13 protein-coding genes are annotated in these 16,086 nt (G+C 68.9%); 10 read left to right on the top strand and 3 right to left on the bottom strand.

The annotated features are described in order from the left end of the window. Positions 1 to 87 precede the first annotated feature (87 nt). Positions 88 to 1,554 carry a CHAD domain-containing protein gene (locus tag ACFW3F_RS13670; protein WP_388058142.1) on the top strand — a complete coding sequence of 489 codons (1,467 nt, stop codon included), beginning with the start codon at positions 88 to 90 and terminating at the stop codon, positions 1,552 to 1,554. Between the two features lie 43 nt (positions 1,555 to 1,597). On the opposite strand, the gene ACFW3F_RS13665 is transcribed toward ACFW3F_RS13670, so the two are convergent. Further along, complete coding sequence (locus ACFW3F_RS13665; RefSeq protein ID WP_388058140.1) at positions 1,598 to 3,115, bottom strand: Mur ligase family protein; 1,518 nt, start codon at positions 3,113 to 3,115, stop codon at positions 1,598 to 1,600. 279 nt (positions 3,116 to 3,394) lie between these two features. Between ACFW3F_RS13665 and ACFW3F_RS13660 the strand changes: the two genes are divergently transcribed. From ACFW3F_RS13660 to ACFW3F_RS13640, 5 genes are all read left to right on the top strand, one after another. Further along, positions 3,395 to 4,411 (top strand): ferritin-like domain-containing protein, encoded by a 1,017-nt coding sequence (locus tag ACFW3F_RS13660; RefSeq protein ID WP_388058138.1) that lies wholly within the window; start codon positions 3,395 to 3,397, stop codon positions 4,409 to 4,411. 137 nt (positions 4,412 to 4,548) lie between these two features. Continuing rightward, entirely contained in the window at positions 4,549 to 4,992 is a 444-nt protein-coding gene (locus ACFW3F_RS13655) for a Fur family transcriptional regulator (RefSeq protein WP_388058136.1), read from the top strand. A 62-nt stretch (positions 4,993 to 5,054) separates the two neighbouring features. Next, a complete protein-coding gene (gene katG, locus ACFW3F_RS13650) occupies positions 5,055 to 7,280 on the top strand; it encodes a catalase/peroxidase HPI (RefSeq protein ID WP_388058134.1) in 2,226 nt (741 codons plus the stop codon). A gap of 150 nt (positions 7,281 to 7,430) precedes the next feature. Beyond that, on the top strand, positions 7,431 to 7,907 hold the full coding sequence (locus ACFW3F_RS13645; RefSeq protein ID WP_388058132.1) for a cupin domain-containing protein: 477 nt from the start codon (positions 7,431 to 7,433) through the stop codon (positions 7,905 to 7,907). 256 nt (positions 7,908 to 8,163) lie between these two features. Then, positions 8,164 to 9,552, top strand: coding sequence for an IS1380 family transposase (locus ACFW3F_RS13640; RefSeq protein ID WP_388058130.1), 1,389 nt, complete (start codon positions 8,164 to 8,166; stop codon positions 9,550 to 9,552). A 234-nt stretch (positions 9,553 to 9,786) separates the two neighbouring features. Here the strand turns inward: ACFW3F_RS13640 and ACFW3F_RS13635 are convergent, their stop codons facing one another. After that, positions 9,787 to 10,770, bottom strand: coding sequence for an asparaginase (locus ACFW3F_RS13635; protein ID WP_388058128.1), 984 nt, complete (start codon positions 10,768 to 10,770; stop codon positions 9,787 to 9,789). Between the two features lie 280 nt (positions 10,771 to 11,050). Between ACFW3F_RS13635 and ACFW3F_RS13630 the strand changes: the two genes are divergently transcribed. Further along, positions 11,051 to 11,530: a hypothetical protein gene (locus ACFW3F_RS13630; protein ID WP_388058163.1), complete on the top strand. Its 480-nt coding sequence runs from the start codon at positions 11,051 to 11,053 to the stop codon at positions 11,528 to 11,530. A 126-nt stretch (positions 11,531 to 11,656) separates the two neighbouring features. On the opposite strand, the gene ACFW3F_RS13625 is transcribed toward ACFW3F_RS13630, so the two are convergent. Further along, entirely contained in the window at positions 11,657 to 12,604 is a 948-nt protein-coding gene (locus ACFW3F_RS13625) for a hypothetical protein (RefSeq protein WP_388058126.1), read from the bottom strand. 40 nt (positions 12,605 to 12,644) lie between these two features. Between ACFW3F_RS13625 and lspA the strand changes: the two genes are divergently transcribed. From lspA to ACFW3F_RS13610, 3 genes are all read left to right on the top strand, one after another. Continuing rightward, a complete protein-coding gene (gene lspA, locus ACFW3F_RS13620) occupies positions 12,645 to 13,310 on the top strand; it encodes a signal peptidase II (RefSeq protein ID WP_388058124.1) in 666 nt (221 codons plus the stop codon). Continuing rightward, positions 13,303 to 14,229: an RluA family pseudouridine synthase gene (locus tag ACFW3F_RS13615; protein WP_388058122.1), complete on the top strand. Its 927-nt coding sequence runs from the start codon at positions 13,303 to 13,305 to the stop codon at positions 14,227 to 14,229. The genes lspA and ACFW3F_RS13615 overlap by 8 nt, the downstream gene beginning before the upstream one ends. Before the next feature lie 140 nt (positions 14,230 to 14,369). Further along, positions 14,370 to 15,944 (top strand): protein kinase, encoded by a 1,575-nt coding sequence (locus ACFW3F_RS13610; RefSeq protein ID WP_388058120.1) that lies wholly within the window; start codon positions 14,370 to 14,372, stop codon positions 15,942 to 15,944. Positions 15,945 to 16,086: the final 142 nt, after the last annotated feature.

The following is a 16,086-nucleotide window of genomic DNA, read 5'->3' as shown; positions in this document are numbered from 1 at the left end:
CAGCAGCTCGATCGGGGCCGACGTTTATCCGATGTCCGATTCGGTCACCCTCTCGGGATCAGCGAATCAGACCGTAGAGGAGCGACGATGCACACCGACAGCGCACGCGAGAACACCTGGGACCTCGGCCTGGACGTGGCGATCCCCCGATTCGACGGCAGCGCCACCGACACCGTCGACATCCGCTCGGCCGAGTTCACCGACACCTACTACGACACCGCGGACCGCGACCTGCTGGCACACGGGGTGACAGTGGTATACGGCGAGGGAGACGCCCGGACGTCCGGATGGCGGGTCACGGTGCCGGCGCCCGACGGACAGACCACCGAGCTGATCGACGCCCCGTCGACTGCCGTGCCGGCCGAGATCGACGACCGGTTGTGGGGGCTCCGCCTCGGCAACGCACTGACCGTCGCGGCGATAGTCCACACGCACCGAACACGCCGCCGGCACCTCGACGCGGATCACGAGCTCGCCTACGAGGTCATCGACGACTCGGTGTCGGCGACCGTGACCGGTCCCGTCGCCACGGCGACGTCATGGCGCGAGATCAGCGTGACGCCCGGAACGGAGTCGTCCACAGTCCCCAAGAATGTCCGCAAACGACTCATCGGCGCCGGCGCACGACCGTCGTCGGCGTCGTCGACATTCGAGCGAGCGGTCGGACACGAACCGGCGACCCACGACGGTCTGACGCCGGCGGCCGCCGCCGTGGCGGACTACGTCCGGGAACAGCTCGCCGCGATCTTCGCCGGTGACGTGGCTCTCCGACGAGGCGAGAGTCCGGTACACGCCGTGCGGGTCGCGATCCGTCGCCTACGCAGCACCCTCCGGACGGGCGCCCACTTCTTCGACCCCCAGGGGTTGAGGACAGAGGGGTCGAAAACCGTTGGCCGTCAGGCACTCGACGACGAGCTCCGCTGGTTCGCCGGCGTCCTCGGTGAGGTGCGTGATCGCGAGGTCCTACGGGCACGTTTCGCCGCCGCCATCGCCGAGTTGCCCGACGAACTGGTACTCGGCCCGGTGGCAGCACGGATCGAGGAGGAACTCTCCGCGCAACAGCACCACCATCGGCAGACCGTCGTGGACGAGATGACCTCCGACCGCTACCGGCGGCTGCTCGCCACGCTCGCGACGTGGCGCGTGGACGTCCCGCTCTCCTCTGCACGCACGAAACGCGCCGACGTCCAGCGGACCGCAGCCCGCGCGGCCCGCAAGGCCGACAAGCGACTCGCACATGCTCTGTCCACCGGACACGACGAGGACTTCCACCGCGCCCGCAAGGCCGCCAAACGTGCGCGGTACGCCGGTGAGCTCGCCGGCCCGGTCGTGTCCAAGTCGGCCGGCCGCGGACAGGTCAAGCGCTACAAGAAGATCCAGACGGTGCTCGGCGAGCACCAGGACGCGGCAGTGGCGGCGGCGGCGCTCCGTGAGTTAGGGGCGAGCGCCGGAGTTCGCAACGGCGAGAACGGATTCACCTACGGAATCCTCTACCAGCGGGAACTGGACGCAGCGGCGGCCGCCCGGTCGGAGGTCTTCGCCGACCGCGGTTGACCGCAACGTCTCACCCGCATCGCCGGCGCCGCGAGAGACCGGGTCAGAGAGCCGCGCTGATCGCCCGCTTGAGTTCGGTGTGGTCGTCGAAGAAGAGCGTGCGTCCGCCATACCTCTGGAATGTGTCGCTGCCCCGTCCCGTCACCACGACCGTGTCGTCGGCCCGTGCCGTCGCCACCGCGAACGCGAAGGCATCGTGCCGGTCGGGTTTCTCGACCACGACGGCGCCACCCGCACCTCGGGCACCGCGGAGCACTCCGGCCCTGATCGCGTCGGGGTCCTCGTCCTCGGGGCTCTCGTCGGTGACGACGACGAGGTCGGCGTGACGTGCGGCCACGTGACCGAGGGGCTCGCGTTTGCCCGGGTCCCGACCGCCCGTCGCGCCGATGACCAGGATCAGACGTCCACTGGTCAGCGACCTCAGGTAGGGCAACATGGCGCGCTGCCCCGCGGTGTTGTGCATGTAGTCCACGATCGCGCGGAAGGCTTGACCGGCATACACCGGCTCACATCGTCCGCCGATCCCGGTCACCGCGGACATCCCTTCCGCCGCCGCCGCGATGTCGACGCCGTCGGCGGCGAGGCACGTGAGCGCCAGCAGCGCATTGGCGACCTGGTGCGGACCCAGCACCTGCAGGCCGATGTCGACTCGCCCGTGGGGGGTGTGGGCCGTGAACTCCGTTCCGAGGCGTCCGGCTCGGACCCTGCTCGCGACGACATCGGCCGACCGGTCGGAGGTGGAACAGGTCCAGGTCTCCGCCGTGGCACGGGCGGCCAGTCGCGCACCCCACTCGTCGTCGACCATGACGGCGGCAACGCGGGTCCGTTCCGCCGTGAACATTGCCGCCTTCGTGGCGAAGTACGCCTCCATCGATCCGTGATAGTCGAGATGATCGTCGGTCAGATTGGTGAAGGCCATCACCCGGAAGGCGGTGCCGTCTACGCGACGCTGGTCGACGGCGTGCGACGAGACCTCCATCGCGCACGAGGTGACACCGTGGCGCCGGAAGGTGGCCAGCGTGCGCTGCAGCATCGGCGCCTCCGGGGTGGTGCGCGCCGGGACCAGGTCGTGTCCGGGACCCCGGATGCGAGCGCCGGAGATGAGCCCGCTGCACTCCCCCGCCGCGGTGAGCGCCGCGTCGAGGAAGTGCGCCGTGCTGGTCTTGCCGTTGGTGCCGGTCACACCGTGGACGCGCAGATCCCGCGACGGATCGCCGTGAAACCAGGCGGCGAGCGGTCCCATGATCCCGCGCGGGTCGTCGACGACGACGGTGGGCAGTACCGATGACGGGCGATCACTGATGACGAGCGCAGCGCCGGCCGCTTTGACCTCTTGCTCGAAGTCGAGCCCGTGCCAGCGGGTGCCCGGAACCGCGAGGTAGGCGTCGCCGGGACGGATCGTCCTCGAATCATCATCGAGATCACGGATGACCGATGGCCCGGCACCGTGATCGCCGACCACAGGTGTGCCCAGGTACGCGGCGATCCCGTCGACCGTCACTGCCGGCCCCGGGATCGGCGACCGGTCGGTGCGAGGGCCCGCGCGGGCCGGGACTTCCATCAGCCGGGGGTACCCGGTGGTCCCGGGCGGTCAAACCCCCCGTTCCCACCAGCGCAGGGACACCCCGCCGGCGGCGCCCCCGATACGCCCGTAGCGGACATAGCGTGCAGATCCAGCAATGGTGTGACTCGCCTCACAATCGACAAATTCGTTTGCGGGACAGCAACTTCGACGATCGACACGACACCAATTCCGGAAGGAGTGTTACATACCCGCTCGTTCTGGCAACACTCGGTGTGAACGACCACACGTCGGACAAAGAGGGGAGCAAGACATCCGATGACTGTTTCCACCACCACCGTCCACCAGCAACTTCGCGCGATCCTCGCGCTCACACACACCGAGATCCAGATCGCCGAGACCCGGCAGGCGCAAGCGCGTACCGACGCGATCCGCAAGGAGCTCGCACAGAACGCCGAGAACGCCCGCAAGCGGGCCGACGCGATCCAGGCCGCACTGCGTGAGCGCGGCGGACTCGTCGACGTCATCCGCCCGGTTCTCGGCCGGGTCGGCGCCGCCGCGAAGACGCTCGCCGAGCAGACCCAACCGCTCGACGAGGCACTTCTCGACGACCTCGCACTCGAGCAGCGTCTCGTCGCCCGTGCGACGTACCTCAAGGCACTCGCGACCGGGCAGGAAGACCAGGCGCTGGTCACACTGGCCGATCGCCTGATCGACGCACACACTGCGACCGTGCACTGGCTCACGACAGTTCTGGCCGAGGAAGCTCTCGGCGGACCCACCGCACTGCGACGTGGCCCGTCGCAATGGGCCAGCGGTATTGCCGCCCGAGCGCTGACCGCACCTGCGGTCGGAGCATCGTGGGCGATCGATCGCACCGCCGAATTCGCTCGGCAGTTGCCCGATCCCGTTGAAACACTGCGCAACCGCTTCGGTCGTGCAGTCGACGACGCCGCCGATACCGCGGCTCGGGCCGGGGACGCCGTCAGCAATGCGGGTTCCGCGGTGTCGAAGACCGTCGCCGCCGGTCGTGACGCCGCCCTCGAGGCGGTCGAGGACAGTGCGCGAGACAATGGCGCCAAGGGTGCGGCAGATGCACTCCATCAGCTCCGCGAGATCACCGGAACCGTTGAGGCGGAGGACCTCCCGATCCAGGGATACGTCGACCTCAACGTCGCCGATGCGGTTGCCGCGGTCAAGGAGCTGGACAAGCCGGCCGACCTGCGCGTCACCCTCGCCTACGAGGAGGCACACAAGAACCGTCAGCGCGTGGTCTCGGCCATCGAGATCCGATTCGCCGAGATCGCCAAGGAACTGGTCGGCATCGACAGCTGATCTGACATACCGAACAACCCCGACGGCCGCCATCGACGAGATGGCGGCCGTCGCTGTCGCTCCGGGCACCGGAGCGTCCGGCCGGAGAATTTGGATCAGATCCAGAAAAACCCTGCGAGAACCCCGGGAGGCGCCCTATGGTGGGTGACGTGGCATCGACATCGGACTATGCCCAGCAACTCCGGGCCGCAGATCTTCGTGTCACCCAGCCGCGGGTGACGGTGATGCACGCCGTCGACGATCACCCACACGCCGACACGGACACGATCTACCATGCGGTTCGCGAGACCCTTCCCAAGGTCTCACGTCAGGCCGTCTACGATGTGCTGCACGTCCTGACCGAGCGCGGCCTCATCCGCCGAATCCAACCGTCGGGTTCGTTGTCGCGCTACGAATTTCGCACCGGAGACAATCACCACCACGTCGTCTGCCGCGCCTGTGGCGCGATTGCCGACGTGGATTGCGCAATCGGGGAAGCCCCATGCCTGACCCCCTCCGAGGACCACGGCTTCGCACTCGACGAAGCCGAGGTCATCTTCTGGGGACTCTGCCCCGAGTGCGTCAGTACAGCCCCGACCTGACACCCCGACCCGATCACGTCCGTGATCAACAGCCCGCCAGTTCCACCACCGAAAGGAATGTCGTGACCTCCGACAGCCGTCCGCCCAATCCCGACGAGCAGACCCGTAGCAACAGCGAGAGCGAGAATCCGGTCATCTCGTCGCCGGAGCCGAAAGGTCATGCGCCGCTGACCAACAAGGACTGGTGGCCCGAGCAGATCGACCTCTCGATCCTGCACGCACATTCCTCGCTCTCCAATCCCCTCGGTGACGATTTCGACTACTCGGCGGAGTTCGCGAAGCTCGATGTCGAGGCCCTCAAGGCCGATCTCGTCTCGCTCATGACCACCTCGCAGGACTGGTGGCCCGCCGATTACGGCCACTACGGCGGCCTGTTCATCCGCATGAGCTGGCATGCCGCCGGCACCTACCGCATCTTCGACGGCCGCGGTGGCGGCGGTCAGGGCGCACAGCGCTTCGCACCGCTGAACAGCTGGCCGGACAACGCGAACCTCGACAAGGCCCGCCGCCTGCTGTGGCCCATCAAGCAGAAGTACGGCACCAAGCTCTCGTGGGCCGACCTCCTCGTCTTCGCCGGCAACGTTGCGCTGGAATCCATGGGCTTCAAGACCTTCGGGTTCGGCTTCGGCCGCGAGGACATCTGGGAGCCCGAGGAGGTCTTCTGGGGACCGGAGGATGCCTGGCTCGGTACCGACAAGCGCTACTCGGGTGAACGGGAACTCGCGAAGCCTCTCGGCGCCACCACCATGGGTCTCATCTACGTGAACCCCGAGGGCCCGGAGGGCAAGCCGGATCCGCTGGCTGCCGCCGAGGACATCCGGGAGACCTTCAGCCGGATGGCCATGAACGACGAGGAGACGGCCGCGCTCATCATCGGCGGTCACAGCTTCGGCAAGACCCACGGCGCAGGCAACGGCGACCTGATCGGACCCGAGCCCGAGGGAGCACCCATCGAGCAGCAGGGTCTGGGCTGGAAGTCCGGCTACGGCAAGGGAAAGGCCGAGGACACCATCACCAGCGGACTCGAGGTGGTCTGGACCTCGACGCCCACCCAGTGGGGCAACGGGTTCCTCCAGAACCTGTACGGCTACGAGTGGGAGCTGACGAAGAGTCCCGCCGGTGCCTGGCAGTACGTCGCCAAGGACGGGGCAGGCGCGGGCACGATCCCCGACCCGTTCGGTGGTCCCGGGCGCGCACCGACCATGCTGGTCACCGACGTCGCGCTGCGCGAGTCGCCGATCTACGCCGACATCACCCGTCGCTGGCTCGACCACCCCGAGGAGCTCGCCGAGGCCTTCGCGAAGGCCTGGTACAAGCTGCTCCACCGCGACATGGGACCGGTGGACCGCTACCTCGGCCCGTGGGTTCCCGAGCCGCAGATCTGGCAGGACCCGGTGCCTGCCGTCGACCACGAACTGATCGACGACGCCGACATCGCTTCTCTCAAGAGCACTCTGCTCGAATCGCTGTCGCAGACCCAGCTGATCAAGACGGCATGGGCCTCGGCGGCGAGCTTCCGCAGCACCGACAAGCGCGGCGGGGCCAACGGCGCCCGTATCCGCCTCGAGCCGCAGAAGAACTGGGAGATCAACGAGCCGGGCGAACTCGCCAAGGCCCTGCCCGTTCTCGAGCAGGTGCAGAAGGACTTCAACGACTCGGCCTCCGGCGGCAAGAAGGTGTCGCTGGCCGACCTCATCATCCTCGGTGGCGCTGCGGCGATCGAGAAGGCCGCCGAAGCAGGCGGATTCCCGGTCACCGTGCCCTTCACCCCCGGCCGCACCGACGCGTCCCAGGAGAGCACCGACGTGGATTCCTTCGCCGTGCTCGAACCGCGCGCCGACGGCTTCCGCAACTACAGCAAGGACGGCGAGAAGACTCCGCTGGAGTCGCTCCTGCTCGATCGGTCCTACATGCTCGACCTCACCGCTCCCGAGCTGACGGTGCTGATCGGCGGACTCCGCGTGCTCGACGTCAACTACGGCGGCGCGAAGCACGGTGTGTTCACCGATCGTCCCGGTGTGCTGACCAACGACTTCTTCCGCAACGTGGTCGACATGAACACCGAATGGAAGTCGGGTTCGGAGGAGAACGTCTACGAGGGCACCGATCGCACGACCGGTGACGCCAAGTGGACGGCGACCGCCAGCGACCTCGTGTTCGGCTCGCACTCGCAGCTGCGCGCCCTCTCCGAGGTCTACGCGCAGGACGACTCGGCGGAGCGATTCGTCAACGACTTCGTCAAGGCGTGGGTGAAGGTCTCGAACAACGATCGGTTCGATCTGGCCTGATCCGGCGGCACTCCCGCTCACACCTTCCGTTCCCGCTCACCCGATTTCGGTGGGCGGGAACGGAAACAGTGAGCGAAGAATGCACGTCGTCGCGGGTTCGGATGACCGATTCGAGGGGCAGCGCACCCCTCGACCACGTACGGTCGAGCGATGACACGTCTTCTGCGCACCTCTGTCGCGACGCTCGCCGCCGCGGCAGCTCTCCTGACTCCTCTCGCGATGTCGTCGCCGACGGCGAATGCGACGCCCTCGTCCGGAATCTCCGCGGTCACCCTGGCCGAGGCCGAGATCCCCGCCGATCTCCTGCCTTTCGTCCCCGACGGCGTCCACGTCGAGGTCCGCGAGATCACCATCGCCCCCGGCGGCACCACGGGCTGGCACTACCACGACGGGCCGCTCTACGGCCTGGTCCGGCAGGGCACCCTCACCCACCCCGGTTCCGACTGCAAGCCGGTGGTGTACCGAACGGGGGACATCATCTCCGAACCCGGGGGCAAGGCGAACACCCATGAGGGAACCAACCTCGGGACCACCCCGGTCGTCCTCGACGTCCTGTACCTGATGCCGCTGAACAAGCCGCTCTCCGAGGACGCTCCGGCACCCCCTTGTGCGACCGACGCCTCCTGACGCCGAGCGAACGGCCCTCTGCTCCCTGAGGTGCGAGGAGCGCAAGCGACCACCGTTCTGCTCCCTGAGGTGCGAGGAGCGCAAGCGACCACCGTTCCGCTCCCTGAGGTGCGAGGAGCGCAAGCGACCACCGTACTGCTCCCTGAGCCTGGATCCGTGGATGGGTGCGGGGTGTCGATAACGTGAAAATGCCCTCTGAGCTGGAATGATTGGTGGTGTTGAGACACAAAACATTCCAGCTCAGAAGGCACTTTCAGTGAAAGTATCGCATACGTTCTCCGCCGAGTCCGCTGTCTTCGACGACGACAATCTGGTGTCGCACGCCGGACTGGTACCGGTGATGGCGGTGGCCGAATCGACCGGGTTGGCGTCCCTGCTAGGCGAACGGGTCGATCTCGGGACCACCCAGATCCCCTCGGCCGGAGCCAACCTTGAGGCGAAACTGTTGACCGTGATCGCCGGATTCTGTTGCGGCGCCGACAGTATCGACGACCTCGGAAAGGTCCGCGCTGGTGGGCACACCCGCCTGTTCGACCGCGTGTACGCCCCAGCCACGATCGGACAAACGCTCCGCGAGTTCACCCCCGGACATGCCCGAGCGCTCAACGCCGTGATGACCCGGGCACTACCAGCGATGTGCGCGCACGCAGGCCTACTACCCACCGACGGGTCCCGGGTGTTTGTCGACATCGACTCGCTGCTGCGCCCAGTCTACGGCTACCACAAAGCCGGAGCCTCCTACGGACACGCCAAAATCGCCGGCCGTGAACTCCTCCGTAAAGGTCTGTCCCCGCTGATCACCACCCTGTCCGCTCCCGATCATCCACCAGTGATCGCCAACGCCTGGCTGCGCGCCGGCCGCACCGCCTCCGGTAACGGGGCAGCACGAATGATCGCTGAAACCCTGACCACGGCACGCCACTGCGGGGCCACCGGGGAGATCACCGTACGCGGTGACTCCGCGTATGGCACCGCCGCGGTGATGCGCACCTGCCAACGCCTGGGAGCGACGTTCTCGCTGGTCTTGCGTACTAATACCGCGATCACCCGCGCCATCACCGCCATCGGCGGCGACGCCTGGACACCGGTGCACTATCCCGGCGCGGTCACCGACCCCGACACCGGCGAACTGATCTCCGATGCCGAAGTCGCTGAAACCACCTACACCGTGCAACCCCAGTCATCACAACCGGTCACCGCCCGACTCATCGTGCGCCGGGTCACAGCTCACCACCCCGCCGGCACCGACACCCTGATGCCCGCCTGGCGATACCACTCGTTTTTCACCAACACCACCGACGACACCGTCACCGCCGACATCACCCACCGCCGCCACGCCATCATCGAAACCGTGTTCGCCGACCTCATCGACGGACCCCTGGCACACCTACCCTCCGGACGGTTCGGCGCCAACGCCGCCTGGCTGGCGCTGACCGCCATCAGCCACAACCTGATGCGCACCCTCGCCGCACTCACCAACGCTCCCAGACTCCGCGCCGCACGTGGAGCAACCCTGCGCCGCACCCTCATCGCGATACCCGCCCGACTGGCCCGACCAGCACGAACACCGATCCTGCACCTACCCCGCCACTGGCCAACCCAACACGCCTTCACCACGCTGTGGGCCGCGACCAACACCACCTGACCCTGCACTCCATCCGCCCACCCACGACCAGGAACCCCAGTGAAAGAGCTGACCCAGATCAGCGAATACCCCACGCCCACAACACAAACCGACGATCACACACCCAACCCCACCCGCCCGAAACCCCATCCACGGATCCAGGCTCAGGGACCAGGGGGTCGCTTCTTTCGGAATAGGGACCAGGGGTTGTGCAGTCTTTCCGCTCCAGCACCAGCGTCTCTTCGCTTTGTCGGATCAGAAGTGTTGCGCGAGAAAGAAATCCGAGATCGACCTGTGGTCGTGCCCGGCGGTCAGCAGGGCGATCAGGGCCATCCGGGCCTGGGGCGCACGCAGCCACGGTGACACGATCGCCCCGGCCCGGCGCAGATCGACGGCGCCGCCGCCCCCGCCGTAGGTTGCCGTCACCTCGCCGTAGGGGACACGACTCGTCACGACGACGGCCAGCCCGTGCTGCACGGCGAGCGCCACCTCCGCGGTGATGTCCGGATGCGTGTTGCCGGAACCGGTGGCCGCCAGGACCAGCCCTGCGGCGTTCTGGGCGACCGATGCGGCGATCAATCCCGGCGAGACGCCCGGATAGAGGGTGAAGGCGTCGACCCGAGCGGCCCGCCCGGCCGGCACCGGTCCGGTCAGTACTCGCCGCGGTACCGGTGAGGAGTCCCCGAGTTCGGCGCCCGGCACGGTGTCGAAGGCTGCGAGGTCGGTGGTGGAGACCTTGAACAGCCCCCGCGCCGGCAGCAGTCTGCCGCCCATCGCCACGAGGACCCCGCGGCCGCGGGCGGCCGGGTCGTCGACCGCGGCCAGCGCGGCCGCGAGATTCGCCGGCCCGTCGGCCCCCGGGGCGTCGGCGGGAAGCATGGCGCCGGTGAACACGACCGGCCGTTCGTCGGCGGCGAAGAGGTCGGCGAGGAAGGCCGTCTCCTCCATCGTGTCGGTCCCGTGTGTGACCACCACTCCGCGGACCGCGGGGTCGGCGAGCGCATCGGCGATCGCGTGGGCGACCGCGAACTGGTCGGCGACGGTCATCGCCGAACTGTCCACCGACATCAGATCGACGGTGCGGATCGCCGGCCCGGTGTCGGTCGTGCCGGTGGCGGTCAGGAGTTCGGCGGAGCCGAGCGCAGGGACCGCGCCGTCGTCGGTGGTGTGGGCGGCGATGGTGCCTCCGGTGCTGATCAGCACGGTGATGGGGGCGCCGGCGGCGCGGGTGGCGGTCATGGTGCCCAAGGGTCACCGGAACCCGGCGGGTGCGTCAAGCGTTGCCTCCTCGGCGACCGTCGCCCAGCCGGGGCGACGACAGCGTGCAGACGGTACCCGGGGCCCGCAGCGCTCACCATTTGGCATAGTGGTGTGGGCCGTCGCCGGGTCCCACCCGGCAGACACGTCCGGCATCGCGGTACGAGAGCGCCCACCGGCGCACCCCAGCCCGAGAACACAGTGAGGGAGATCCTTGAAGTATCGGAAGTTTCTTGGCGCGACCATGATCGCGGCAGCGTTGATGACCACCGTTGCGGCCTGCGGAAGTGACGACGCCGACGCGCCGCCAGCACCGACGCTCACCAGCGCCGACACCGCGGCCGCGGGCGGCGATGGCTCCGAGATCACCGACGGCAGCAATCCGCCGTCGATCGGAGCCCTCAACGAACTGGTCGACAAGGCGGTCGATCCGGACATTCCGCGGGCCGAGAAGGTCGAGCTCGTCGAGGGTTCGGAGAAGGACCCGGCGATCTTCGACGAGTTGGTCAAGGCGCGTGCCGAGAACTCCGACGTCGACTGGGTCCTGGTCAACCCCGTGATCAGCGCCGGGCCCAACAAGGCTCGCGTCAAGGTCCGGATCGAGACCGCAGGCAACCCGCCGACCAACGCCGAGTCGACCATCGTCTACGACGACGGACGCTGGAAGCTCTCGAACGAGACCGTGTGCAACCTCCTCGGCCTGTACCAGGTCGAGAGCGCCATGTGCGCACCTGCGAGCTGACGTCTCGCCGACTCGCCACCGAGTGGAGTGGCGCCACTGACGGCGTCTTCCGGTCCGCCACTCGCACACCATGATCCGCGACCCCGGATCGCCGAGAACTCGTCGGCGAGCCGGGGTCGTCGGCGTTCAGCGCCAGGTGACGGACAACCCGGTCTGCTGCAGCAATGGTCGGCCCGGGTCGGCACCGACGAGTTCACGGGCTCCCCGGTAGGTGGCCTCGCCGGACACGGGAAGGCCACGGGTCAGATCGACGGTGACCGTGCCCTCACCGGCGTAGCTGTAGCGGCTGATCGTGAGGCTGTCACCGCCCCCGGGGATCGCGAACACCGAGTTCACCGGGGTCTCGTCCAGGGTGTAGTCGATGGTCAGCCGGTTGCCGTCCCAGGCGGTGAGCCGTGCGTCGATCGTCTGTGTCACCGTTGCCGCGGCCGCGACGACCCGTTCGCTCCGCCACGTCGCACCCACCGCGACCGGTTCGGCCGGCAGCACGACCGCGGTGTTGAACGCCGACACCAGTGCCTGTTCGACCGCGAGGCGAGCCTCGCCGCCCGCCGCGTCCGGCGGTGCGATCCGCAGCGACACGGGCGCATAGCCCGGACCGAGCGTGAGCCCGGCCTTCGCCGCGGTCATCGCCGACAACGCGTCGTTGAGCGTCGTGTCGGGGGACGTGACCGTGCCGAGGTCGAGTTCGAGGTCGGTGAGGTCGGCGCAGCCGAAGCGCGCCGCGAGGGGCATCTCGACGGTCTGGGCGTCCGCGCTGCCCGGCGAGGCGACCTGCGAGGTCGTCACCAGCGTCACCGACTGGGTGGTGTCGACATCCGGTGCGGTGATGGGCACCCGGCGCTCACCGTCACCAGCGTCGACGAGCGTCACCGTCGCCGGTGCGATCGGGACCGGCGCCGCGCCCGCCGCTCGGGACGGGGAGTCGGTGCTGCAGCCCGCCGTCGTGCTCGACGCCGAGGCGCCGGTCGTCTCCTCGGCGTCCGACGAGCATCCCGCGACCAGTACCGACAGCGCGGTCACCGCCGCGATCGACGAGACGACGGACCGGAGACGACGGGGATGCGGGGACACGGGTAGCCAGGGTATTCGACGAGTCGTGGACAATGATGCTGTGGATGACCAACCCCTGACGGGTAGAGAGCATGCGGACCCGCACGGAAATGTCGAACCCGGGGCCGACCGCCGAGCCGATGACACCGACACCTCCGGCGGTCGGAACGGCCGTCGGGTGCCGAAGGTGACGATCGCGGTGCTCGGCGTCGCGCTCGTGATCCTGGGCCTCGACCAGCTGACGAAGTCGATCGCGGTCGCCACGCTGGATCCGATGCGCCCGGTGGAGATCATCGGTGACTTCGTGACCCTCCGTCTGGTGCGCAACAGCGGGGCGGCCTTCTCGCTCGCCACCGGGTACACCTGGGTGCTCTCGATCATCGCCCTGGTCGTCGTCCTCGTGATCATCCGCTACAGCAGCCGGCTGCGGTCCTGGTGGTGGGTCGCGGGTCTGGCGCTCGTCCTCGGCGGCGCCATCGGCAATCTCATCGACCGGATCTTCCGGTCACCGCAACCTCTTCAGGGTCACGTGGTCGACTTCGTGTCGGTGGGATGGTGGCCGGTGTTCAACGTGGCCGACTCGGCGGTCGTGTGCGGCGCCATCCTGCTGGTCGTGCTCTCGGCGCTCGGTTTCGACTACGACGGCACCCGTACGGGCTGGGCGGCGCGACGTGACCGCCGCGACGAGCGCGACCCCGCGGCCACCGAGGGTGGCGCCCATGCGTGAGTCGCGTTTCCTGCCGGTGCCCGACGGCTTGGACGGGATGCGCGTGGACGCCGGCGTCTCCCGGATGCTCGGGCTGTCGCGCACCATCGTCGCCACTCTCGCCGAGGACGGCGATGTCGTCGTCGACGGGGTGGCGGTGGGGAAGTCCCACAAGCTCGCCGCGGGCACGATGCTGCACGTGACGCTGCCCGAGCCGGAGGAACCGCTGCGCGTCGAACCGACGCCGGTCGAGGACCTCGAGGTCATCTACCACGACTCCGACATCGTCGTGGTCGACAAGCCTGTCGGAGTGGCCGCGCATCCGTCCGTCGGCTGGAGTGGGCCGACGGTCATCGGGGCCCTCGCGGCCGCGGGCTTCCGCATCTCGACCTCGGGTGCGCACGAGCGCCAGGGCATCGTCCACCGTCTCGACGTCGGTACCTCGGGAGTCATGGTGGTCGCGGTGTCCGAGCGGGCGTACACGCTGCTGAAACGGGCCTTCAAACAGCGGACCGTGGACAAGGGGTACCACGCCCTCGTCCAAGGACACCTCGACCCGCCGTCGGGGACCATCGACGCCCCGATCGGCCGTCACCGCGGGAACGACTGGAAGTTCGCGGTCACCGCCAACGGCAAACCGAGTGTCACCCACTACGACACCCTGGAGATGTTCGCGGCGGCGTCGCTGCTGGACGTACACCTCGAAACCGGCCGCACACACCAGATCCGGGTCCACTTCTCCGCGTTGCATCACCCGTGCTGTGGCGATCCGACGTACGGCGCCGATCCGGTCCTCGCCAAGAAGCTGGGTCTGGAACGCCAGTGGTTGCACGCGCGGTCACTCGGATTCGCCCATCCCGCGGACGGTCGGCAGGTGGAGTTCACCTCGTCCTACCCGGAGGATCTGCAGGACGCCCTGGAGGTCTTGCGGGCGACGTAGGCGGCATCCGGGCCCGGATGCCGGTGGGCCCGGTGTCTCGGCCCGGACGGCTGGGTGGCCCCGGGCTCGCGGCGACGACCAGGCCGTTCGATCGGCCGCTTGTGGGCGACATCCCTGCCGAACTCGCCTAGATTGAGGGGGTGCTCGAGCCGGGAACACTCGTCGCCGGGTACCGCGTCGACCGGGTACTCGGTAGCGGCGGCATGGGCGCGGTGTTCCTCGCCCGGCATCCGGAGCTGCCCCGGTACGACGCACTGAAGGTGCTCAAGGCCTCGGCGGGACTGACCGACAGCAACTTCCGTCGGCGGTTCCTGCGGGAAGCCGAGGTCGCGGCGACACTCGACCATCCCAACATCGTCACGGTCTTCAATCGCGGACGCGCGAACGTGCCGGTGTCCGCGAGGTCGACGACGCCGAACTCGGACACCCCGACACCGTCGGCGTCGAATCGGGCCGAGGCCGATCTCCTGTGGATCGCCATGCAGTACGTACCCGGGACCGACTGCGCGCGCGAACTCGCCGGACGCGGCCGGTTCGCCCCGCGGCGCGTGGTGCACATCGTGTCGGAGGTGGCGCGGGGGATCGACCACGCCAACCGGCGCGGACTGCTCCACCGCGACGTCAAGCCCGCCAACATCCTGCTCGCCGAAGTCGACGAAGAGGACTCGTCGTTCGACGAGCAGCGGGTCCTGCTGACGGATTTCGGGGTCGCCAAGCTGTCCGACGAGACCGAGGCGCTCACCTCGGTCGGCACTGTCCTCGCGACGCTGTCCTACGCCTCGCCCGAACAGCTGACAGGTCGTCGACTCGACGGCCGGACCGACCAGTACTCGTTGGCCGCCACCACCTTTCACCTCCTCACCGGGCGCGTGCCCTTCGACGACCGCGACAACGGCGCGGTCATCGGGGCGCACCTGAAGGAACCGGTACCGCGGGTCTCCGAGCTCGTACCCGGACTCTCGCCCGAGGCCGACGCCGTCATCGCCCGGGCGATGGCGAAACGGCCCGACGACCGCTTCGCCAGTTGCCGGGAGTTCGCCGACGCTCTCGCGACGAGCCTCCGGAGTGTGCGGCCGAGGTCGGTGGCCGACCTCGACGCCGAGACCATCCGCGGGATTCCCGGTCAGGTGGCCGGGCCTGGCGTACCGGGCTCGCGGTGGGCCCCGGAGACGCCCGGGCAGCCCGGCCGGGCGACACCGTCGCCCGCCGACCGAACGCCCGCCGACCGAACGCCCGCCGACCGAACGCCCGTGGATCGTCGCCGATCCCGTCCCGGTCCGCCCGCCGCGAACCAGGACCCCGCACACGAGGCGACGCAGCGCGCGGCCCCGGCGCGTGGAGCGCCGACAGGCAGGTCGCCGGACCGGGGTCCGGTCGGCTCGCCGCGCCCCGATCGACGATCGCGGCCGGGTGCAGGTGGCCGACCGGGGCCGGGCTCGAGGCCGACGACCGGCGCCGACCCGGCGGTCTGGCAGCACCCCCCGTCGAACCCTTTCCGGCAGAGCAACGACCACCTCCGGCCCGACGCCGCCCAGCCGAACCTCCCCGGCCCCCCGCGTGGCCCCGGCATCGCCCCCCGGCCGGGTCCCGGCGGCTCGGTCCCGCGGAATCCCGCCGGGTCGGGACGTCCTGCGTCGAACAGACTGCCCGTGGTGTTGGCCGTCGTCGCCGTGATGTTGCTGATCGCGATCATCGTCGTGTTCCTGGCGCTGTGAGCCCGGTGGCCGACGCCGCCGTGGTACCACAGTTGTCCCATCCGTCACGCCCCGGAGTGGCAGCCCGGAGGTGTCGGTGCACGCGCCTAGAGTGGACCCCGGCCCGGACCTCACACGCCATGGGGAGACTGCCGTGTGCCGA

This window comes from Gordonia sp. NPDC058843 (assembly GCF_042743165.1).
Lineage (GTDB): Bacteria > Actinomycetota > Actinomycetes > Mycobacteriales > Mycobacteriaceae > Gordonia.
This window is presented reverse-complemented; position numbering and strand designations above follow the sequence as displayed.